At 70.3% G+C, this 20,955-nt stretch carries 18 protein-coding genes; 6 read left to right on the forward strand and 12 right to left on the reverse strand.

The window, feature by feature from the left end; genetic code table 11:
• Positions 1–560 precede the first annotated feature (560 nt).
• Positions 561–2,384 carry a glycoside hydrolase family 15 protein gene (locus tag LJ657_RS30335; RefSeq protein WP_232652036.1) on the forward strand — a complete coding sequence of 608 codons (1,824 nt, stop codon included), beginning with the start codon at positions 561–563 and terminating at the stop codon, positions 2,382–2,384.
• Here LJ657_RS30335 and galE read toward each other — a convergent pair.
• The 7 genes from galE to iolC form a co-directional block, all read right to left on the reverse strand.
• Positions 2,332–3,432 (reverse strand): UDP-glucose 4-epimerase GalE, encoded by a 1,101-nt coding sequence (gene galE, locus LJ657_RS30340; protein ID WP_308117091.1) that lies wholly within the window; start codon positions 3,430–3,432, stop codon positions 2,332–2,334. The genes LJ657_RS30335 and galE overlap by 53 nt on opposite strands.
• A gap of 95 nt (positions 3,433–3,527) precedes the next feature.
• A complete protein-coding gene (locus tag LJ657_RS30345; protein WP_232652037.1) occupies positions 3,528–4,310 on the reverse strand; it encodes a GntR family transcriptional regulator in 783 nt (260 codons plus the stop codon).
• A gap of 33 nt (positions 4,311–4,343) precedes the next feature.
• The gene (locus LJ657_RS30350) at positions 4,344–5,837 is read right to left on the reverse strand and encodes a CoA-acylating methylmalonate-semialdehyde dehydrogenase (RefSeq protein ID WP_232652038.1); all 1,494 of its coding nucleotides are present in this window, start codon (positions 5,835–5,837) and stop codon (positions 4,344–4,346) included.
• 41 nt (positions 5,838–5,878) lie between these two features.
• Positions 5,879–7,756 (reverse strand): 3D-(3,5/4)-trihydroxycyclohexane-1,2-dione acylhydrolase (decyclizing), encoded by a 1,878-nt coding sequence (gene iolD, locus LJ657_RS30355; RefSeq protein WP_232652039.1) that lies wholly within the window; start codon positions 7,754–7,756, stop codon positions 5,879–5,881.
• The gene (gene iolB, locus LJ657_RS30360; RefSeq protein ID WP_232652040.1) at positions 7,756–8,670 is read right to left on the reverse strand and encodes a 5-deoxy-glucuronate isomerase; all 915 of its coding nucleotides are present in this window, start codon (positions 8,668–8,670) and stop codon (positions 7,756–7,758) included. Before iolB ends, iolD begins: the two co-directional genes overlap by 1 nt.
• A gap of 39 nt (positions 8,671–8,709) precedes the next feature.
• The gene (locus LJ657_RS30365) at positions 8,710–9,597 is read right to left on the reverse strand and encodes a Cgl0159 family (beta/alpha)8-fold protein (RefSeq protein ID WP_232652041.1); all 888 of its coding nucleotides are present in this window, start codon (positions 9,595–9,597) and stop codon (positions 8,710–8,712) included.
• Between the two features lie 14 nt (positions 9,598–9,611).
• Positions 9,612–10,574 (reverse strand): 5-dehydro-2-deoxygluconokinase, encoded by a 963-nt coding sequence (iolC, locus tag LJ657_RS30370; RefSeq protein ID WP_232652042.1) that lies wholly within the window; start codon positions 10,572–10,574, stop codon positions 9,612–9,614.
• A gap of 294 nt (positions 10,575–10,868) precedes the next feature.
• On the opposite strand from iolC, the gene LJ657_RS30375 reads away from it, so the two are divergent.
• Genes LJ657_RS30375 through LJ657_RS30395 form a run of 5 tightly spaced genes read left to right on the forward strand, consistent with a single transcriptional unit; the run spans position 10,869 to position 15,850 of the window.
• Complete coding sequence (locus tag LJ657_RS30375; protein ID WP_232652043.1) at positions 10,869–11,888, forward strand: sugar ABC transporter substrate-binding protein; 1,020 nt, start codon at positions 10,869–10,871, stop codon at positions 11,886–11,888.
• Positions 11,888–12,964 (forward strand): ABC transporter permease, encoded by a 1,077-nt coding sequence (locus LJ657_RS30380; RefSeq protein WP_232652177.1) that lies wholly within the window; start codon positions 11,888–11,890, stop codon positions 12,962–12,964. Before LJ657_RS30375 ends, LJ657_RS30380 begins: the two co-directional genes overlap by 1 nt.
• A gap of 5 nt (positions 12,965–12,969) precedes the next feature.
• Positions 12,970–13,884 carry an ATP-binding cassette domain-containing protein gene (locus LJ657_RS30385; protein WP_232652044.1) on the forward strand — a complete coding sequence of 305 codons (915 nt, stop codon included), beginning with the start codon at positions 12,970–12,972 and terminating at the stop codon, positions 13,882–13,884.
• A 1-nt stretch (position 13,885) separates the two neighbouring features.
• Positions 13,886–14,788: a sugar phosphate isomerase/epimerase family protein gene (locus LJ657_RS30390; RefSeq protein WP_232652045.1), complete on the forward strand. Its 903-nt coding sequence runs from the start codon at positions 13,886–13,888 to the stop codon at positions 14,786–14,788.
• 24 nt (positions 14,789–14,812) lie between these two features.
• The gene (locus tag LJ657_RS30395) at positions 14,813–15,850 is read left to right on the forward strand and encodes a Gfo/Idh/MocA family protein (RefSeq protein WP_232652046.1); all 1,038 of its coding nucleotides are present in this window, start codon (positions 14,813–14,815) and stop codon (positions 15,848–15,850) included.
• Here the strand turns inward: LJ657_RS30395 and LJ657_RS30400 are convergent.
• The 5 genes from LJ657_RS30400 to LJ657_RS30420 all read right to left on the reverse strand — a co-directional run bounded on the left by LJ657_RS30400 (position 15,831) and on the right by LJ657_RS30420 (position 20,906).
• Complete coding sequence (locus tag LJ657_RS30400) at positions 15,831–16,274, reverse strand: GNAT family N-acetyltransferase (RefSeq protein WP_232652047.1); 444 nt, start codon at positions 16,272–16,274, stop codon at positions 15,831–15,833. The two genes, LJ657_RS30395 and LJ657_RS30400, sit on opposite strands and share 20 nt — an antisense overlap.
• Before the next feature lie 129 nt (positions 16,275–16,403).
• Positions 16,404–17,420 (reverse strand): Gfo/Idh/MocA family protein, encoded by a 1,017-nt coding sequence (locus tag LJ657_RS30405; RefSeq protein WP_232652178.1) that lies wholly within the window; start codon positions 17,418–17,420, stop codon positions 16,404–16,406.
• Positions 17,421–17,815: 395 nt separating this feature from the next.
• Positions 17,816–18,820, reverse strand: a complete 1,005-nt coding sequence (locus LJ657_RS30410; protein WP_232652048.1) for a Gfo/Idh/MocA family protein — start codon at positions 18,818–18,820, stop codon at positions 17,816–17,818.
• Between the two features lie 106 nt (positions 18,821–18,926).
• Positions 18,927–19,703 carry an SDR family oxidoreductase gene (locus tag LJ657_RS30415; RefSeq protein ID WP_232652049.1) on the reverse strand — a complete coding sequence of 259 codons (777 nt, stop codon included), beginning with the start codon at positions 19,701–19,703 and terminating at the stop codon, positions 18,927–18,929.
• A 27-nt stretch (positions 19,704–19,730) separates the two neighbouring features.
• Positions 19,731–20,906, reverse strand: coding sequence for a phytanoyl-CoA dioxygenase family protein (locus tag LJ657_RS30420; protein ID WP_232652050.1), 1,176 nt, complete (start codon positions 20,904–20,906; stop codon positions 19,731–19,733).
• Between the last annotated feature and the right edge of the window lie 49 nt (positions 20,907–20,955).

Consider the following 20,955-nt stretch of genomic DNA (forward strand, 5'->3'; position numbering starts at 1 on the left):
TCGACGGCGACGTCTGTCGTCGAGGCATTCGCCTGGCCGACTTGGACGAGCGCGCCCCCTGCGAGGGCGGCGGTGGCGAGCGCGAGGGCGCCCAGTTTCGTCCGCACCGCGAAGGGGCGACGATGTCGCGGAATTCCAGCTTTGTGTTCCATCGGCATGTACGGCGTGACCTTTCACCCCACCCCTGCGGCAGCAGAGCCCGCTTTTGCACGAAGCAAATGGCGAACTGAACGGTCATGGACTCTGCGTGAGGTGCATTCGATCCGCAAGAGCCTGTTCGGGGTGGTAGTGCCGGCCGGCGCTCCGAATTTCCTGCCCCGCAGGCGAGTTGGCCGCATCGAGCCGCCTCTGGTGATGTCCGCCACACGGTGGAGTAATTCGGTCATATGTGCATCGAATTGCCTTTAACGGCCCCCGTCGGCCGGTCGATGTCGATCCGTCAGCCGGGCCATGCCTCGGTGGGCGCCCTGAGGTTGACCCGGCAGGTTCGAGGAGAGATGATGTACGTATACAGCGTAAACATACGAGTTTGCGCGGTATGACCACGAGTGGCTCCGGCGATGAACGCACCCATCGAGGACTACGCCCTCATCAGCGACCTGGAGACCGCGGCCATGATCGGCCGGGACGGCTCCGTCGACTGGCTGTGTCTGCCCCGCTTCGACTCGCCCGCCTGTCTGGCCGCGCTGCTCGGCACACCGGGCAACGGGTTCTGGCGGATCGCCCCCGCCGGCGGCGGCCCCTGCTCGCACCGGTCGTACCGGCCCGACACGCTGGTCCTGGAATCGCGTTGGGAGACCCCGACGGGGGCCGTGCGGGTCACGGACTTCATGCCGCCGCGCGCGGGGGTGCCGTGTCTGGTCCGACTGGTCGAGGGACTGTCGGGCTCCGTGTCCATGCGCAGCGAGCTGCGGCTGCGCTTCCACCAGGGTCGGGTCGTGCCCTGGGTCCGGGCCGTCGGCCAGTGCGCGGTGGCGGTCGCCGGCCCGGACGCCGTCTGGCTGGGCGCCGACGGGGCCGTACGGGAACGGGGCGGTGCTGACGCCACGGTCCACGACTTCACCGTCCCGGCCGGACGGCGACTCGCGCTGACCCTGGTGTGGTCGCCCTCGCACAAGCCCGAACCGCCCACGCCACTGAGCGTCCCGGCCGAGACGCTGCTCAAGGAGACGGCCGACTACTGGCGGACCTGGACCGCCCAGTGCCGCTACGAAGGGCCCTGGCGGGACGCCGTGGTGCGATCACTGATCACGTTGAAGGCCCTCATCTACGCTCCCACGGGCGGCATCGTGGCGGCCCCCACCACCTCCCTGCCCGGATGCATCGGCGGCGAGCGCAACTGGGACTACCGCTACTGCTGGCTGCGCGATTCCACCTTCGCCCTGTCCTGTCTCCTGCACAGCGGCTACCGGGAGGAGGCGACGGCCTGGCTGGACTGGCTGGTGCGGGCCATCGCCGGCAACCCCTGGGATCTGAAGACCGTGTACGGCGTCGGCGGGCAGCGCCTGTTGCCCGAGACCGAGGCGCCGTGGCTGGCCGGCTACGAGGGCTCGCGGCCCGTCCGGTTCGGCAACTCCGCGGCGAACCAGTTCCAGTTGGACGTGTACGGCGAGGTCCTCGACGCCTTCTGCCTGTCGCTGCGGGCCGGCATCCCGATGCCGGCCCATGTGTGGAATCTGGTCGAGGCGATGATGGGTTATCTGCAGCGGCACTGGCGCGAGCCGGACCAGGGGCTGTGGCAGATACGGGGCCCCCGGCGGCAGTTCGTGCACTCCAAGGTCATGGCCTGGGTGGCTGCCGACCGTGCTCTGCGGATGGGGCGGCTGCTCGGCCGCAACGGCTCCTCGGGCGAATGGCGCGCCCTGCGGGACGAGGTGCACCGTCAGGTGTGCCGGGAGGGCTGGGACCCCCGGCAGCACTCCTTCGTGCAGGCCTACGGCTCGCCGGCCCTGGACGCCTCCGCGCTCCTGATGCCACGGCTGGGCTTCCTGCCGGCCCGGGACGAGCGGGTGCGCGGCACCGTCCGCGCGATGCGGCGACTGCAACTCGGGGGCTTTGTGCGGCGCTACGCGCCGGACGGCGACGGTGGCCAAGGGGTGGACGGGGTGTACGGCTCGGAAGGCGCTTTCGTGTCGTGCTCTCTCTGGTACGCGGAGGCCCTTGCGGCGACCGGCGATTTCGAACAGGCCCAAGATCTCTTCGAGCGCGTGCTCGCTGTGCGCAACGACGTCGGACTGCTCTCGGAGCAGTGGGATCCCGACGCGGGCCGTCAACTGGGCAACGCGCCCAAGGCGTTCAGCCACATCGCACTGGTGGAGGCGGCGTTCGCCCTCAGAGCTTCGAGTTCGGGCGTCGCGCGGCACCGGCGTACCCGTGCGGGTTGAGCCGCTGGAAATGCCACGCGTCCCGGCATATGTCCACGAGAGTGCGGGTGGGCCGCCAGCCCCAGGCACGGGTGACGGCGCTCGCGTCGGCAACGAGTGTGGCGACGTCTCCGGGGCGGCGGGGCCCGACTTCGTACGGAATGGGCTTGGCGCTGGCCTCGGAGAAGACACCGACGACGTCCAGGACCGAACTGCCCTGTCCCAGACCGAGGTTGAACACGCGCATGCCGGGAGCGTCGACGAGGTGGTCGAGCGCGACGCGGTGCGCCTCGACGGTGTCCATGACGTGGATGTAGTCGCGGACCGCGGTGCCGTCGGGGGTCGGGTAGTCTCCGCCGAACACCTGCAGCTGCTTCCGGTGGCCGAGGGCGACCTGCGCCACGTGCGGCATGAGGTTGTCGGGGGCGCTCTGCGGGTCCTCGCCGAGCAGCCCGCTGGGATGCGCGCCGGCCGGGTTGAAGTAGCGCAGGCACAGCACTGTGTACTCGGGGCGGCGGCGGCAGACATCGGCGAGGATCTGCTCGCAGGCCCACTTCGAAGCCGCGTAGGGGTTGGTCGGCCCGGCCGGGGTGGATTCGTCGAGCGGGTCCGCGCCCGCGTCGCCGTAGACCGAGCACGAGGAGGAGAACACCAGCCGGTGGACCCCGTGCTCGTGCATCGTGCTCAGCAGGGCGGTGGTGCCGCCCACGTTGGTGTCGTAGTACTCGACCGGTGACTCGACCGACCCGCTCACGGACTTGTGCGCGGCGAAGTGCATGACGGCGTCCACCGGATGCCGGTCGAATACGGCCGAGAGGGCGCGCCGGTCCCGTATGTCCAGTTCGTAGACGGCCCCGACGAACCGGCCCGCGATCCGCTCCACCCGGGCGAAGACGTGGGGGGTGCTGTTCGCGTAGTCGTCGACCACGATCACCTCGTAACCGTGGTCGAGGAGCTCGACGCAGGCGTGACTGCCGATGAATCCGGCGCCGCCGGTGACGAGGACGGTGGACGGAGCCCAGCAGGGCGCGCCCCCCCGGCGTACGCGCGTTCGCCTGTCCTTGTCCACGGTTCCTCGTCGGGCCTGAGGAGTGTGACGTCGTATATTTACGGCGTATATCTACGACAGTGCGCTCCTCGGCCCCTGGAGTCAAGGGGACCGGTTCACGGCCTGACCAGCAACTGGAAGTCGAACGCGTAGCGGGACGCCCGGTAGATGTGTGTCCCGTACTCCACCGGTCGGCCGGTGTCGTCGTACGCGGTGCGCTGCATGGTCAGCAGGGCGGCGCCCTCCTCCTCGTCGAGCCGGGCGGCCTCCTCGGCGGTGGCGGAGCGAGCGCTGATGGTCTGGCGGGCGCTGTGCAGGGTGATGCCGGCGGTGCGCATCATCCGGTACAGGCCGGTCGCCTCCAGGCGGGCGGTGTCCAGGTCGAGGAGGGTCGCGGGAAGGAAGTTGCACAGCAGGGCGACCGGCTGACCGTGGGTGAGGCGCAGCCGCTCCAGGACGATCACCTCACTGCCCTCCGCGATGCCGAGCGCGGCCGCGACGTCCGGGGACGCCGGCTCGCGCTCGTTGCGCACCACCCGCGTGGTGGGGCCCTGCCCGGCCGACTCCAGGTCGTCGTAGAGGCTGCTGAGCTCCAGCGGGCGTTTGACCTGGCTGTGCAACACCTGGGTGCCGACCCCTCGGCGGCGCACCAGCAGCCCCTTGTCGACCAGGGACTGGATGGCCTGGCGGACGGTGGGCCTGGACAGGCCCAGGCGCGTCGAGAGGTCGATCTCGTTGCCCAGGAGGTTGCCCGGGGCGAGGGCGCCGTGCTCGATGGCCGCCTCCAGCTGCTGTGCGAGCTGGTAGTACAGCGGCACCGGACTGCCCCGGTCCAGGGCGAAGTCCAGCGAGTCGGCAGCGGCCGTCGCGGCACGTGCGGTGCCGCCGGTCCTCGCCATGGGCGTACCTCCCTCTGGAGAACTGACGCAGCGTCAGGAGTGGCTGGGGAAACCGAGGTTGATGCCCGCGTCGGCCGGGTCCGGCCAGCGCGTGGTGATCACCTTCCCCTGCGTGTAGAAGGCGATGCCGTCGTTGCCGTAGATGTGCAGGTCGCCGAAGAGGGAGTCCTTCCAGCCGCCGAAGGAGTGGTAGCCGACGGGCACCGGGATCGGCACGTTGACGCCGACCATGCCCGCCTTGACCTCCAGCTGGAAGCGGCGGGCGGCGCCGCCGTCCCTGGTGAAGATCGCGGTGCCGTTGCCCCAGCGGGAGTCGTTGATCAGCCTGACGGCCTCGTCGTACGACTCCGCGCGCACCACCGCCAGGACCGGACCGAAGATCTCGTCACGGTACGCGTCCGCCGTCACCGGCACCTTGTCGAGGAGCGTCACGCCGATGAAGAAGCCGTCCTCGTGGCCCTCGACCGTGAAGCCGCTGCCGTCCACCACGACCTCCGCGCCCTGCTCGGCGGCCGAAGTCACGTAGGAGCCCACCTTGTCGCGGTGCTCGCGCGTGATCAGCGGGCCCATCTCGGAGGACGGGTCGTTGCCGGGGCCGATCTTCAGGTTCTTCGCCCGCTCGGCGATCTTCGCGACCAGCTCGTCGCCCGTGTCGCCGACCGCGACCACCACCGACACGGCCATGCAGCGCTCGCCCGCCGAGCCGTACGCCGCGTTGATCGCCTGGTCGGCGGCGAAGTCCAGGTCGGCGTCCGGCAGCACCAGCATGTGGTTCTTGGCACCGCCCAGGGCCTGGACGCGCTTGCCGTGCTCGACCGCCTTGAGCTGGATGTACTTGGCGATCGGCGTGGAGCCGACGAAGGAGACGGCCTCGATGTCCGGGTGCTCCAGGAGGCGGTCGACGGCCACCTTGTCGCCCTGCACGATGTTCAGTACGCCGTCGGGCAGACCCGCCTCGGAAGCGAGCTCGGCCAGGCGGAACGAGGCCGAGGGGTCCTTCTCGCTCGGCTTGAGCACGAAGGTGTTGCCGCAGGCGATGGCCAGCGGGAACATCCACATCGGCACCATGGCCGGGAAGTTGAACGGCGTGATGCCCGCGACCACGCCGAGCGGCTGCCGGATCGAGGCCACGTCCACACGGGTGGACACCTGCGTCGACAGCTCGCCCTTCAGCTGCACGCTGATCCCGCAGGCCAGCTCGACGATCTCCATGCCGCGCGCGACCTCGCCGAGCGCGTCGGAGTGGACCTTGCCGTGCTCGGCGGTGATCAGCTCGGCGATCTCGTCGCGGTGGGCGTCGAGGAGCTCGCGGTACTTGAACAGGATCGCCGTGCGCTTGGCGATCGAGGAGACGCCCCAGGTCTCGAAGGCGGCCTTCGCGGCGGCGACGGCGGCGTCCACCTCGTCGACGGTCGCGAATCCGACCTGCTTCTCCTGCGCGCCGGTCGCCGGGTTGTACACGGCGCCGTGCCGGCCGGAGGCGGACTCGACGGGCTTGCCGTCGATCCAGTGGGTGATGGTCTTCATGTGCGGGGGCCTTTCACAAAGGGGTTGTGCGGGGGGGGAGGTCAGAGGTGGCGACGCTGGTCGGTGACGTTGCGGTCGTACTCCTCGCGGGCCTGTACGGCGGCATCGCGGGAGGCGGTCTCGGCGACCGGGACGTCCCACCAGGCCTCGGCCCCGGGAGCGGTCGAGGTGACGGTGTCGGTCTCGACGTAGACGCAGGTCGGGCGGTCGGAGGCGCGGGCCGCGGCGAGCGCCTCGCGCAGTTCGCGCACGGTCTTGGCGCGCAGCACGTCCATGCCGAGGCTGCCCGCGTTGGCGGCCAGGTCGACGGGGAGCGGCGCGCCGGAGAAGGTGCCGTCGGCGGCCCGGTAGCGGTAGGCGGTACCGAAGCGCTCACCGCCGACGTACTCGGAGAGACCGCCGATGGAGGCGTAGCCGTGGTTCTGGATGAGGACGAGGTTGACGGGCAGGCCCTCCTGGACGGCGGTGACGATCTCGGTCGGCATCATCAGGTAGGTGCCGTCGCCGACCAGGGACCAGACCGGGGTGCCGGGAGCGGCCTGCTGGACGCCGATGCCGGCCGGGATCTCGTAGCCCATGCAGGAGTAGCCGTACTCCAGGTGGTACTGGCGGGGGCTGCGTGCCCGCCACAGCTTGTGCAGGTCGCCGGGGAGCGAGCCGGCCGCGTTGATCACGACGTCCTCGTCGCCGACCACCGCGTCCAGGGCGCCGAGCACCTGGGTCTGGGTGGGTACGGCGTTCTCGTCGGCGGCGGTGAAAGCGGCGTCGACCACCTGCTCCCAGCGTTCCTTGCCGGTGCGGTACTCGGTCTCGTAAACCGAGTTCACACGTTGTCCGGCGAGGGCCTCCGTCAACGCTGTGAGCCCCGCGCGCGCGTCGCAGACCAGAGTCCGCGCTGCCAGCTTGTGTGCGTCGAACGCGGCGATGTTGAGGTTGACGAACCGGACGCCCGGCTGCTGGAAGAGCGTGTTGGAGGCGGTGGTGAAGTCCGTGTAGCGGGTGCCGACGCCGATCACCAGGTCGGCCGTACGCGCGATGTCGTCGCAGACCGCCGTGCCGGTGTGGCCGATGCCGCCGAGGTCGGCGGGGTGGTCGTGGCGGAGCGAGCCCTTGCCGGCCTGCGTCGAGGCGACCGGGATGCCGGTCGCGTCCACCAGCGCCTTCAGCGCCTCCTCCGCCCGGCTGTGGTGGATGCCGCCGCCCGCGACGATCAGCGGGCGCTCGGCGGCGCGGATCGCCGCCACCGCCTCCGCCAGCTCGTACGGGTCGGGCGCGGGCCGCCGTACGTGCCAGACGCGCTCGTCGAAGAACTCCTCCGGCCAGTCGTACGCCTCGGCCTGCACGTCCTGGGGGAGGGCCAGGGTGACCGCGCCGGTCTCGGCGGGGTCGGCGAGGACCCGCATGGCGTTGAGGGCGGAGGGGATCAGGGCCTCGGGGCGGGTGATGCGGTCGAAGTAGCGGGAGACCGGGCGCAGGGTGTCGTTGACCGACACGTCCGCCTCCGTGGGGTGTTCCAGCTGCTGCAGCAGCGGGTCGGCCACCCGGGTGGCGAAGTAGTCGCCCGGCAGGAGCAGGACCGGCAGGCGGTTGATGGTCGCGAGCGCGGCGCCGGTGACCAGGTTGGTCGCGCCAGGGCCGATGGACGTCGTCACCGCCTGCGCGGAGAGGCGGTCGAGCTGGCGGGCGTAGCCGACGGCCGCGTGCACCATGGCCTGCTCGTTGCGGCCCTGGTGGTACGGCATCGCGTCCTCGCCCGCCTCCAGCAGGGCCTGGCCGATCCCGGCAACGTTGCCATGGCCGAAGATGCCCCAGGTGCCCGCGATCAGCCGCCGGCGCACGCCGTCGCGCTCGGTGTACTGGACGGACAGGAAACGCACCAGTGCCTGGGCGACGGTCAGGCGGCGGGTGGTGGTGCTCATCAGGACTTCTCCGGTGCCGTGTAGAGGGGGAGGCGGGGGTCGACGGGCTGCTCGGGCCAGGTGTCGCGGACCCAGGCGTGATCGGGGTGGTCGCAGATCAGCCAGGCACGCTCGGGCTCCGGGCCCGCCATGACGTTGAGGTAGTACATGTGGTGGCCGGGCACGGCCATGGAGGGCCCGTGCCAGCCGTCCGGGATCAGTACGATGTCGCCGCCGCGCACCTCGGCCAGCACATCCGTGTTGCGGCCCTGCCCGGAGGGGGAGACCCGCTGGTAGCCGAGGCCGGGGATGCCGTCGTGGTCGGCGAACTCGAAGTAGTAGACCTCTTCGAGCACTGATTCTTCCCCTGGCCGGTGTTCGTCGTGCTTGTGCGGCGGGAACGACGACCAGTTGCCGCCCGGGGTGATCACCTCGACTGCGATCAGCTTGTCGCACTCGAAACCCTGTCCATCAGCGCCTCCGGCGCGGGCGGCAGCCCCGAAGTTGTTGACCTGCCGCGAGGAGTTCCCGGTGCCACGCAGCTCCACCGGCACCGACGAAGCCGGTCCGTAGCGGGCGGGCAGACGCCGGGTGCAGCGCGCGCCGGTGAGCGCGAACCGTCCGCCGCCGGCGGACGTGACCGTCGTACGGGCGTCCCTCGGCGCGTACGCGAAGTCGCTGACGCCGCTGAACACACTGTCGCGGCCGGTGAGTTCGAAGGTGTCGTGGCCGAAGTCGTCGGCCGTCGCGACGGTGCAGCCGCCGCTGAGCGGCAGCACGATCCACTCGCTGTCGCCGGTGTCGAAGGTGTGCGTGCCACCCGGCGGGAGCTCCAGGACGCGCAGGCTGGAGTAGCCCCAGCCGGCCTTCTCCGGGGTGACGTCCACGACGTACGGGCCGCCCAGGGCCTTTCCGGCGGGAAGGTGGTATGTCATATGGCACTCCGGTGGTATGTCATACAGCACTCCTCCATGTCACAGCAGGCCCACGGCCGTGTCGACCGCCGTCTCCACACTGCCCTCGGCCGGGTAGAGCAGCGACCGCCCGACGACCATGCCCTGCACGGTCGGCAGCCTGAGGGCCTTGCGCCAGCGCTCGTACGCCTGCGCTTGTGCCTCTGCGGACCCGCCCACCTCGCCGCCGAGCAGGACGGTCGGCAGCGTGGAGGTCTCCAGGACCTCGCCCATGTCGTCCGGGTCGTCGGTGACGGGGAGCTTCAGCCAGGTGTAGGCGGAGGTGCCGCCCAGGCCCGCGGCGATCGCGATGGACTTGGTGACGGCCTCGGAGGACAGGTCGTTGACAACCCGGCCGTCGATCCGGCGGGAGAGGAACGGCTCGACGAACAGCGGCAGCCGGTGCGCGGCCATGTCGTCGATCGCGCGGGCCGTGGACTCCAGCGTGGTCAGCGAGCCCGGGTCGTCGTAGTCGATGCGGAGCAGCAGCTTGCCCGCGTCGAAGCGGAGCCGGGCGATGTCCTCGGCGCGGTGGCCGGTGAAGCGGTCGTCCATCTCGAAGACGGCGCCCGCCAGGCCCCCACGGTTCATGGAACCCATGACGACCTTGTTCTCCAGCACTCCGAGCAGGAGGAGGTCCTCCAGGATGTCCGCGGTGGCCAGCACCCCGTCCACGCCCGGCCGGGACAGCGCGATGCACAGGCGCTCCAGCAGCTCGGCGCGGCCGGCCATGGCGAGCCGCCGGTCGCCGACGCCGAGCGCGCCGCGGGCCGGGTGGTCGGCGGCCACGATCATCAGTCGGCCGCTGTCGCCGATGAGCGGGCGGCGGGTGCGCCGGGCGGCCGCCTCGGCGACGGCCTCGGGATGGCGGGCCCTGACCGAGACGAGGTCGGGGATGCTGAGGGACAAGGGGAAGCTCCGTTTCAGAGGGTGGCTCGCGCGAGGAGGTCCTCGACCTCGGCCTCGGTGGGCATCGCGGAGGAACAGGCGAGACGGGAGGCGACCAGGGCGCCGGCCGCGTTGGCGTACCGCATGATTTCGGCCAGCTCCCAGCCGGCCAGCAGTCCGTGTACGAGCGAGCCGCCGAAGGCGTCGCCCGCGCCGAGGCCGTTGGCCACCTCGACCGGCACCGGCGGGACCTCGGCGCTGGTGCCGTCGCGGTGCACCGCGAGGACGCCCTTGGGGCCCTGCTTGACGACCGCCAGCTCCACGCCCGCCTCCAGCAGCGCCTCGGCGCAGGCGCGCGGTTCGCGGACACCGGTGGCGACCTCGCACTCGTCCAGGTTGCCGACCGCGACCGTGGCGTGCCCCAGCGCCTCCGCGTAGTACGGGCGGGCCTCCTCGGGGTCGCGCCAGAACATGGGCCGCCAGTCGAGGTCGAAGACCGTCGTACCCGCCTTGTCACGCGCCTTGAGGGCGGCGAGCGTGGCGGAGCGGCTGGGCTCCTCGCTCAGGCCGGTGCCGGTGATCCAGAAGACCCGGCTCGCCCTGATGGCGAAGTAGTCCAGTTCCTCGGAATGTATCTCCAGGTCAGGAGCCTTAGGCTGCCGGTAGAAGTACAGAGGGAAGTCATCCGGAGGGAAGATCTCGCAGAAGGTCACCGGGGTCGGGTACGCGGCGACGGGCGCAACCCAGCGGTCGTCGACGCCGAACTCCTTCAGCGCCTCGTGCAGATAGGCGCCGAAGGGATCGTCCCCGGTGCGGGTGATCACCGCGGTGTTCCGGCCGAGCCGGGCGGCGGCCACCGCCACGTTGGCGGCCGAACCGCCGAGGAACCTGCCGAAGGTCTCGACCCGGGCCAGGGGCACCCCCGACTGCAGAGGGTAGAGATCGACTCCGATACGGCCCATAGTGATCAAGTCGAAGGACTGGTCTGACTCGGCCATGCGCGACGCTCCTCGAGCTGGTCTGGGGATGCGGGTCCCAGAGGGCCTGCCGCCCCCCAGGTTTAGGCCGCGAAGGGTGACACTGTCAATAGTTTGTACTTACATTCGGACTAGCTCGTGAAATGATGTCTTAACAAAGTATTGACAGCGGGCGCGGCCAGGGGTTTGATCCCGTCCCAGGCAGACCGCCGCGTTTGCGGCAGACGACCCGGGCATGCCAAGATCCCGGGCCGCTGGATCATCTTGATCCCCCTCTCCCTTTCCCCCGCAACGCACAGTGAGGTGCCAGGAAAGATGGACCGCTCTTCTCACCCCCGCTCCCGCAGAATCGCCCCCGTTGTCGCGGTGGCCGCAGCGGCTGCCCTCACCCTCGCCGGCTGCTCCAGCAGCTCCGGCGGCAAGAAGTCCGAGGAGGGCGGCGCCAACGCATCGGCAGGCAAGGCGACCACGCCTCGGATGACGGTCGCGCTGGTCACGCACCAGTCGCCCGGCGACACCTTCTGGGACATCGTCCGCAAGGGTGCCGAGGCCGCCGCGGCCAAGGACAACATCAAGCTGATCTACTCGTCCGACCCGAACGCGGGCAACCAGTCCAACCTGGTGCAGAACGCGATCGACCAGAAGGTCGACGGCATCGCGATCACCCTCGCCAAGCCGGACGCCCTCAAGGCCGTCGTCGGCAAGGCGAAGTCGGCCAACATACCCGTGGTGGGCCTCAACTCCGGTGTCAGCGACTGGAAGAAGCTCGGCCTGATGGAGTTCTTCGGCCAGGACGAGTCCGTGGCCGGCGAGGCGTTCGGCAAGAAGCTCAACGACCTCGGTGCCAAGCACACCGTCTGTGTCATCCAGGAGCAGGGCAACGTCGGCCTGACCCAGCGCTGCGACGGCGTGAAGAAGACCTTCTCCGGCAAGACCGACGTCCTCTACGTCAACGGCACGGACATGCCGTCGGTGAAGTCGACGATCACCGCCAAGCTGAAGCAGGACTCCTCCATCGACTACGTCACCGCCCTCGGCGCCCCGTACGCGCTGACCGCGGTGCAGTCGGTCTCGGACGCCGGCAGCAAGGCCAAGATCGCCACCTTCGACCTCAACAAGGACCTGACGACCGCCATCAGCAAGGGCACGATCCAGTTCGCGGTGGACCAGCAGCCCTACCTCCAGGGCTACCTGGCGATCGACTCGCTGTGGCTGTACAAGAACAACGGCAACTACATGGGCGGCGGTGAGCAGCCGGTGCTGACCGGCCCGGCCTTCGTCGACAAGTCCAATGTCGACGCCGTCTCCAAGTTCGCCGCCAACGGAACCCGGTGATCAGTATGACCCAGCATGCCGAGCCGGCGGTGACTTCACCGCCGGCCCCCGGCCCCCAGGAGACCGACGGGCGGACGGCTGAACGGCCCCTGGTCGTGCGGCTGTTGGCCCGCCCTGAGGTGGGTGTCTTCCTCGGCGCGGTCGCGGTGTACGTGTTCTTCCTGATCTCGGCGCCGCCGGTGCGTGACGCCAGTTCGATGGCGAACATCCTCTACCAGTCCTCCACCCTGGGCATCGTGACGATCCCGGTGGCGCTGTTGATGATCGGCGGGGAGTTCGACCTGTCGGCGGGTGTCGGGGTGATCACCTCGGCGCTGACCGCGGCCATGATCAGCTACCAGCTCACCATGAACGTGTGGGTGGGTGTGATCGCCGCGCTGGTCGTCTCGCTGGCGATCGGCTTCTTCAACGGCTGGATGGTCGTCAAGACCGGGCTGCCCAGCTTCCTGGTCACCCTGGGCACCTTCCTGATCCTGCAGGGCGTCAACCTCGCGGTGACCAAGCTGGTCACCGGCAACGTCGCCACCGACGACATCAGCAACATGGACGGCTTCGACCAGGCCAGGAAGGTCTTCGCCTCCAGCTTCGACATCGGCGGCGTGCAGGTGAAGATCACCGTGTTCTGGTGGCTGCTGTTCGCGGCGATCGCGACCTGGGTGCTCCTGCGCACCAGGTACGGCAACTGGACCTTCGCGGTCGGCGGCAACAAGGACTCCGCCCGTGCGGTCGGCGTGCCCGTCGCGTTCACGAAGATCTCGCTGTTCATGCTGGTCGGCTTCGGTGCCTGGTTCGTGGGCATGCACCAGCTGTTCACGTTCAACACCGTGCAGTCCGGTGAGGGCGTCGGCATCGAGCTGATCTACATCTCCGGCGCGGTGATCGGCGGCTGCCTGCTGACCGGCGGCTACGGCTCGGCGATCGGCCCGGTCTTCGGCGCGTTCATGTTCGGCATGGTCCAGCAGGGCATCGTCTACGCCGGCTGGAACCCCGACTGGTTCAAGGCCTTCCTCGGCGTCATGCTCCTGGGTGCCGTCCTGATCAATCTGTGGGTCCAGCGCACCATGACCCGAAGGTGAATGCGATGACAGACAACACCAGCAAAACCCACGGAGCCATCCTCCAGGACGCCGCCCCTGGCACGGACGACGGCGTGATAGTCGAGCTGCGCAATGCCGGCAAGGCGTACGGCAACATCCGTGCCCTGCACGGGGTGAGCCTGAAGGTCCGCCCGGGCCAGGTCACCTGTGTGCTGGGCGACAACGGCGCCGGCAAGTCCACCCTCATCAAAATCATCTCCGGGCTGCACCAGCACACCGAGGGCGAGTTCCTCGTCGACGGCGCTCCGGTGCGCTTCACCACGCCCCGGGACGCCCTCGACCGCGGCATCGCCACCGTCTACCAGGACCTGGCCACCGTCCCGCTGATGCCGGTGTGGCGCAACTTCTTCCTCGGCTCCGAGATGACCAAGGGCCCCTGGCCCGTGCGCCGCCTCGACATAGAGAAGATGAAGCAGACCGCCGATCACGAGCTGCGCGAGATGGGCATCGTCCTGGACAACCTGGAACAGCCCATCGGCACCCTCTCCGGCGGCCAGCGCCAGTGCGTCGCGATCGCCCGCGCCGTCTACTTCGGTGCCCGCGTCCTGATCCTGGACGAGCCCACCGCGGCCCTCGGCGTCAAGCAGTCGGGTGTGGTGCTGAAGTACATCGCCGCCGCCCGCGAGCGCGGCCTGGGCGTCATCTTCATCACCCACAACCCCCACCACGCCTACATGGTCGGCGACCACTTCAGCGTGCTGCGCCTGGGCACCATGGAACTCTCCGCCGAGCGTAGCCAGATCACGCTGGAGGAGCTGACCAACCACATGGCCGGCGGCGCCGAACTCGCCGCACTCAAACACGAGCTGTCCCAGGTCAGCGGCGTCGACGTCGAGGAACTCCCGGAGAAGGAAGACCTCACCGCACCCGTGGCGGCCAGCCCGGAAGGAACCTCCTGACATGGCAGGTGCTCTGGACCGCATCCGGGTCGGATCGGCCCCCGACTCCTGGGGCGTCTGGTTCCCGGACGACCCCCGGCAGGTGCCCTGGGAACGCTTCCTCGACGAGGTCGCCGAGGCCGGCTACCCGTGGATCGAGCTGGGCCCGTACGGCTATCTGCCGACCGACCCGGCCCGCCTCACCGACGAGATCAACAGGCGTGACCTGAAGGTCTCGGCGGGTACGGTCTTCACCGGCCTGCACCGCGGCCCCTCCGTGTGGGAGTCGACCTGGGAGCACGTCAGCCAGGTCGCCGCGCTCACCCAGGCGATGGGCGCCAAGCATCTCGTCGTCATCCCGTCCTTCTGGCGGGACGACAAGACCGCCGAGATCCTGGAGCCGTCGGAGCTGACCGGCGAGCAGTGGGCATACCTCACCAAGGGCATGGAGCGGCTCGGCCACGAGGTGCAGGAGACGTACGGCCTGGACATCGTCGTGCACCCGCACGCCGACACCCACATCGACACCGAGGACCACGTCGAGCGCTTCCTCGACTCGACCGACTCCGAACTGGTCAACCTCTGCCTGGACACCGGGCACTACGCCTACTGCGGCGGCGACAGCGTCAAGCTGATCGAGACCTACGGCGAACGCATCGGCTATCTGCATCTCAAGCAGGTCGACCCGGAGATCCTCGCTGACGTACGGTCCAAGGGCACACCGTTCGGACCTGCCGTGGCGCAGGGGGTGATGTGCGAACCGCCCGTCGGCGTCCCCGAGTTGGGGCCCGTGATGGAGGCCGCGCAGAAGCTCGGCGTGGAACTGTTCGCCATCGTCGAGCAGGACATGTACCCGTGTGAGCCGGACAAGCCGCTGCCGATCGCGGTGCGCACCCGCAAGTTCCTGAGGTCCTGCGGCGCCTGACCCTCCGAAGGGGGACGAACGACCATGGCTCGGCAAGGAACACTGCAGGTCGCGGTCGTCGGCACCGGCAAGATGGGTGCCGACCACGTCCGCCGTGTCCAGGAGGTCATCAGCGGGGCCAGGGTGACCGCCGTCGTGGACGTCGATGCGGAACGCGCCAAGGACGTCGCGGCCCGTATCGACGGCTGCACCGCCTACTCCGATCCGGCCGCCGCCATGGCGGCGGCCGACGTCGACGCCGTGCTGATCGCCTCCCCGGGGCCCGCCCACGAGGCGGCCCTGCTGACGGCGTTCGAGCACGATCTGCCCGTGCTGTGCGAGAAGCCGCTGACACCGGACGCGGCCTCCGCGCTGCGGGTGCTGGAAGCGGAGCAGAAGCTGGGCCGCCGCCGGGTCCAGGTCGGGTTCATGCGGCGCTACGACGCCGAATACATGAAGCTCAAGTCCCTTCTGAACACAGGTCAGTTGGGGCGGCCGCTGATGCTGCACAACCGACACCGCAACCTCGCCTCCCCGCCCGGCTGGCGCAGCGAGATGCTCATCAACGACTCCGTCGTGCACGAGATGGACGTGACGCGCTGGCTGCTCGGCCAGGAGATCACCGCCGTCACGGTCCTGCGCCCGACACCGTCCGCGAACGCACCGGAGGGGGTGCAGGACCCGCAGTTCGTCGTCTTCGAGACCGACGGCGGCACGATCGTCGACGTCGAGATCTTCGTCAACTGCGGCTTCGGCTACCAGGTCCAGGCCGAGGTGGTCTGCGAACGCGGCACCGCCCGCATCGGCGACGGCCACGCCATGGTCACCAACATGGCCGGCCGCTGGGGCGGCACCATCATCCAGGACTACATCGAACGCTTCGCCGACGCCTACGACCGCGAGGTCCAGGCATGGGTCGACGCCACCCGCCGCGGTGAGGTCGTCGGCCCGAGCGTGTGGGACGGCTACGCCGTCGCCGCGGTGTGCGAGGCGGGCGTGCGGGCGCTGGAGGAGGGCGGCAGGGTGGCGGTGGAGCTGGTCGAGCGGCCGGCTCTGTACGACATCAGCCGATCGCCCGGCTGAACACCACCCGGTCCTCGCCGGGACCGTTGTAGTCCTCCACCACGCGGACGTCGAAGCCCAGACTGCGGTGGAAGGCCGTGGACCCCTTGTTGCCCAGGCTTGTGACGGCCTTCAGCCGGACGGCCCCCTGCCGACGCGCGGCCTCGGCAAAGGCGCCGTACAGGTCGCGCCCCAGACCGCTGCCGCGGGCGTCGTCCCGCGTCGCGATCAGATGCACGTATCCGGTGCCGCCAGGCGTGACGAAGCCGATCAGATACCCGAGAACGCCGTCGTCGGAACGAGCGACCAGACAGGTCTCGCCGAACTCCTGCACCAGGGCCAGAAGATGGAGATCCCGGAGATCCCGTTCGCCCCAGTAGCGGGAGTGGTCGGCGAGGACCTGCTGGATGTCGGTGACGTGCGCGGGGGCGATGCGTGCGGCCATGGCGCCGATCATCGCAGAGCCATGGCCGTGCCGGCGGGACGAGGGTGTCGTCGTCCGTGAAGGCGACGAGGGGTCCGCAGGCGCGCGCCAGCCCTCCGCGCCCCGCAAGTCCTCCCACCGGCGGTTTGCCTACACCCGGGTCCGCGGCCGCGGTGCGAACCCCGCCGCCCGGTAGCTCTCGTCGATCAGCGTCATCGTCGCCACCGCGTCGTCCGGATCCAGCGGCAACGGGGTGCCCTCCCGCACGCGTCCTGCGAACGCCTCCAACTGGTATGTGTACGAGGACCGGATGCCGAGGTGCTCCGTGCGCTCGCCGTCCGCCGTGCGGACCACGATGCGGTCGTCCACCTGGGGGAGGACGAAGTTCGGGGCCAGTGCCTCGCCCCGGCTGCCGATGATCCGGCAGCTCATCTCCAGCTTGTCGTACGCCATGTGGCAGCAGGCGGAGCCGGTGGCACCGTTCGGGAAGGCCAGGTCGGCGTCCAGCCATTCGTCGACGCCGGGTGCGCCCGCACGCTCCCCGCCGCGGGCCGAGACGAGGCGGGGAGCGCCGCCGGCCCGGGGCGCCAGCATCCGCTGGGCGTGCAGGCTGTAGCAGCCCAGGTCCATCACGGCGCCGCCGGCCAGCGGCAGGGACCAGCGCGGGTCGGCGTCGGCCGGAGCCTGGATGGCGACCATGGTCTCCACCCGCTGCAGTTCGCCCAGTTCGCCGCTCTCCAGGAGTTCGTGCAGGCGGCTGGTGACCGGGTGGAAGAGGTAGTGGAATGCCTCCATGAAGACCGTGCCGGCCTTCGCCGCCGCCTCCCGCACCTCGGCGGCCTCCTCGGCGTTGCTCGCCGACGGCTTCTCGCTCAGCACATGCTTGCCGGCCGCGAGGGCGGCCAGGTTCCACGGGCCGTGCAGACCGTTGGCGAGCGGGTTGTAGACGACCTCGACCTCGGGGTCGGCCAACAGGGCGGCGTAGGAGTTCGCGACCCGCTCCACGCCGTGCTCGGCGGCGAAGGCCTCGGCGCGGGACCGGTCGCGGGCGGCCACGGCGACCAGGCGGTGCCCGGTGGTGCGGGCCGGGCCGATCAGGGCGCGTTCGGTGATCCGGGCGGCGCCCAGGACGCCGATGCGCAGGGGTTCGCGGGCCGGTTCGCTCATGACGTCGGTTTCTCCTCTGTCCGGTCGTGCAGGGTCAGTGTGCCGCGGGCGGGCGGAAGTGGCGGCGGGCAGGTCCTGGGCGTGGGCGACGGTGCGCTCGATCAGTTCGAAGAGGCCGCTCGGTCCGGCTCCCCTGACGACCACACCCCGCTCGCCGCGTAACCGCCCGCCGGGCAGGGCGGGTTCACGTTCGCGGGTGTCGGCGTGCGGCCGGGACATCTCGCCGGTGCTCACAAGCGTTGCGCCTCGTTCGGTCCGACGTGTGGGGACCTCATGGTCGTACGAGGAGATCTGGTGGTCGTGGCCGACAGGGGCAACGTGGCGATTCGCGCACTCGTGCTCCGGGCGCCGGAGGCCGGCCCGCGCCCGGAGCACGAGAGAGAGGGGGCCGCAGCTCAGGCGGTGCGGACCTCGGCGATGGTCACCGGGCGGTGCTCGTGCAGCGACAGCGTGCACGCGTCGGCGATCCAGCCGGCCTCCAGGGCGTCCGCGATCGTGCAGGGCGACGGGCGGGCGCCGGCCACGACCTCCGTGAACGCGGTGAGTTCCGCGCGGTAGGCCGCCGTGAAGCGGTCCATGAAGAAGTCGTGCGGAGTGCCGGCCGGGAAGGTCACGCCCGGCTCGACCGAGCGCAGTGGCAGCTTGTCCTCCAGACCCACGGCGATGGAGTCCGTGAAGCCGTGGATCTCCATCCGGACGTCGTAACCCCGGGCGTTGTGGCGGGAGTTGGAGACCACCGCGATGGTGCCGTCGTCGAGGGTGAGGATCGCGCCGGTGGTGTCGGCGTCGCCCGCCTCCTTGATGTATTCGGCGCCACGGTTGCCGCCGACGGCGTACACCTCGACGACCTCGCGGCCCGTCACCCAGCGGATGATGTCGAAGTCGTGGACGGAACAGTCGCGGAAGATGCCTCCCGAGGCGGCGATGTACGCGGCCGGCGGCGGCGCCGGGTCCAGCGTGGTCGACCGTACGGTGTGCAGTTTGCCCAGCTCGCCGCTCTGCACGGCGGCGCGGGCGTTCACGAAGCCGGTGTCGAAGCGGCGGTTGTAACCGATCTGGATCGGCACGTCCGTGCCCTCGACGGCCTTGAGGACCTGGACGCCCTCGGCCATCGTCCTGGCGACGGGCTTCTCGCAGAAGACGGGGATGCCCGCCTCGACGCCGGCCAGGATCAGCCCCGGGTGGGCGTCCGTCGCGGCCGCGACCACGACGCCGTCCACGCCGGCGGCCAGCAGGGCCTCGGGCGAGTCCACGACCTCGCCGCCGAACCGCTCAGCGGCGGACTTGGCGGCGTCCGCGAACGGGTCGGTGAGGACGAGGGACTCGACCACGTCGAGCCCGGAGAGGGTCTCGGCGTGGAAGGCGCCGATGCGGCCGAGGCCGAGGATTCCGATACGCATGAGCTCCGCTGCTTTCTGGTGTGTTGTTGCGGTCCGTTGCCGGGGCTCCGCCCCGGACCCCGATCGCCCTTCGGGCTCGTCCTCAAACGCCGGACGGGCTTGAAAATCAGTCCAGGCCGCCCAGCACGTTCTGGTCCCAGTCGATCACCGATCCGGTCACCACGCCCGACCGCTCCGACAGCAGGAAGACCACGAAGTCCGCGATCTCGTCCGGCTGGCCCAGCTTGCCCATCGGCAGCTTGGCCGCGGCCTCGTCCCGCCAGTTGTCGTCGGCACCATGGAACGTCTTCTGTGTCGCGTCCTCGCCCTCGGTCGCCGTCCAGCCGATGTTGAGGCCGTTGATCCGCACGCGGTCCCAGCGATGCGCGTGCGCGGCGTTGCGGGTCAGGCCGATGAGACCCGCCTTGGCGGCGACGTACGGGGCCAGGAACGGCTGCCCGCCGTGTGCCGAGGACGTGATGATGTTGACGACCGTGCCGGGCGCCTTGCGCGAGACCATGTCGGCGACGGCGGCCTGCATCGCGAAGAACGGCGCCTTGAGGTTGATCGCGATGTGCTGGTCGAACAGCTCGGGTGTGGTGTCCAGCAGCGTGCCCCGGGAGGTCAGGCCCGCGGAGTTGACCAGGCAGTCGATCCGCCCGTACGCGGCGACCACGTCACCGACCGCGGCCTTCGCCTGTTCGGCGTCGGAGAGGTCGGCGCGCACGAACATCGCCTTGCCGCCCGCGGCCGTCAGTTCGGTCACCAGCGCCTCGCCGGGTTCCGCACGCCGGCCGGTGACGGCCACGACCGCCCCCTCACGGACGGCGGCGCGCGCGATGGCCGCGCCGACTCCCTGGCTGCCGCCGTTGACGAGGACGACCTTGTCGTCGAGAAGTCCCATGGATCTCTGTTGTCCTTTCGGCTTGCGTCAGCTGGTGCGGCGTTCGGCGCTCGCCCGCAGCTCGTCCCGCAGCGCCCGCGGGAGCCGGCCCTCGCGCAGCGCCCGGCGTACGAGGTCCGCCTGGGAGGGCGGGGCCAGCCCGAAGTGAGCGCTGTCCGGCCGGTCGCTGTCGAGGTTGGTGGGGAAGGGGTAGCCCTCGGCGCTCGCGGCGATCACGTTCTCCAGCCAGCCCTCGTCCGCGCCGTCCGCCTTGCGGCGCAGCAGCACGGGGTAGACGGCGTTCGCCACCGCCTCCCGGTCGACGGTCTCCATGGCCCGGCCGAAGGCCGAGGAGACCTGGAGCAGGTTGGCCATGCGCCGCACGTCCGTGGTGCGGTTGGTCCCGGCGGCGTGGAACAGCGCCGGGTTGAAGAAGGCGGCGTCGCCCTTGGCGAGCGGCAGCTGGACGTGGTGTTCCTTGAAGTACGCCTGGAACTCGGGCCGCCGCCACGCCAGATAGCCCGGCTCGTACGTCTGCGAGAAGGGCAGGTACAGCGTCGGTCCCGACTCCACGGGCATGTCGCAGTGCGCGACCGCGCCCTGCAGGGTGAGTACGGGGGAGAGGCGGTGGACGTGCGCCGGATAGGCCGCGGCGCTCTCGTCGGAGAGGAAGCCGAGGTGGTAGTCGCGGTGCGCGGTCTGCGCGAGGCCGCCCGGGTTGACCACGTTGACCTGGGAGGTCACCTGGTAGCCGGGGCCGAGCCAGGCCTCGCAGACCAGCGCGAGGACCGGGTTGGCGTAGTAGTCGGCGAAGGCCGCGGGGTCGTAGAGGGCCGCCTTCTCCAGCGCGTTCCACACCCGCTCGTTCGCGCCCGGCTTGGCGAAGTGGTCGCCGGCCGTCGTGCCCGCCGCGTCCTGCTCGCGGATCAGTGCGTCGAACACCTCGGTGGCCCGGTCGACCACCGCGTGGTCGGGGAAGGCGCCCCGGAGGACGACCACTCCGGGGCCGTCGGTGAGGGCCCTGACGAGCTCCTCCTGGACGCCCCGGCGGTCCTTCGCGGCACGGACGCGTTCGGCGTCGTACAGCAGGACGTTCCGCTCCACCCCGGAGGCGTGCGGGTAGTCGGCGGGGTCGGCCGTCCGCTCGACCAGCGCGCGGAACGAGTCGAGGTCGCAGTCCTGCTCGGAGAGCCAGGCACGGTGGTGTACGGCGGTGAAGGACATCGGTGTCCTCTCGGTGACAGGGGCGACTCAGCCCTGTCATTCTTGTCAT

Source organism: Streptomyces guryensis (assembly GCF_021261325.1).
Taxonomy (GTDB): Bacteria; Actinomycetota; Actinomycetes; order Streptomycetales; family Streptomycetaceae; genus Streptomyces; species Streptomyces guryensis.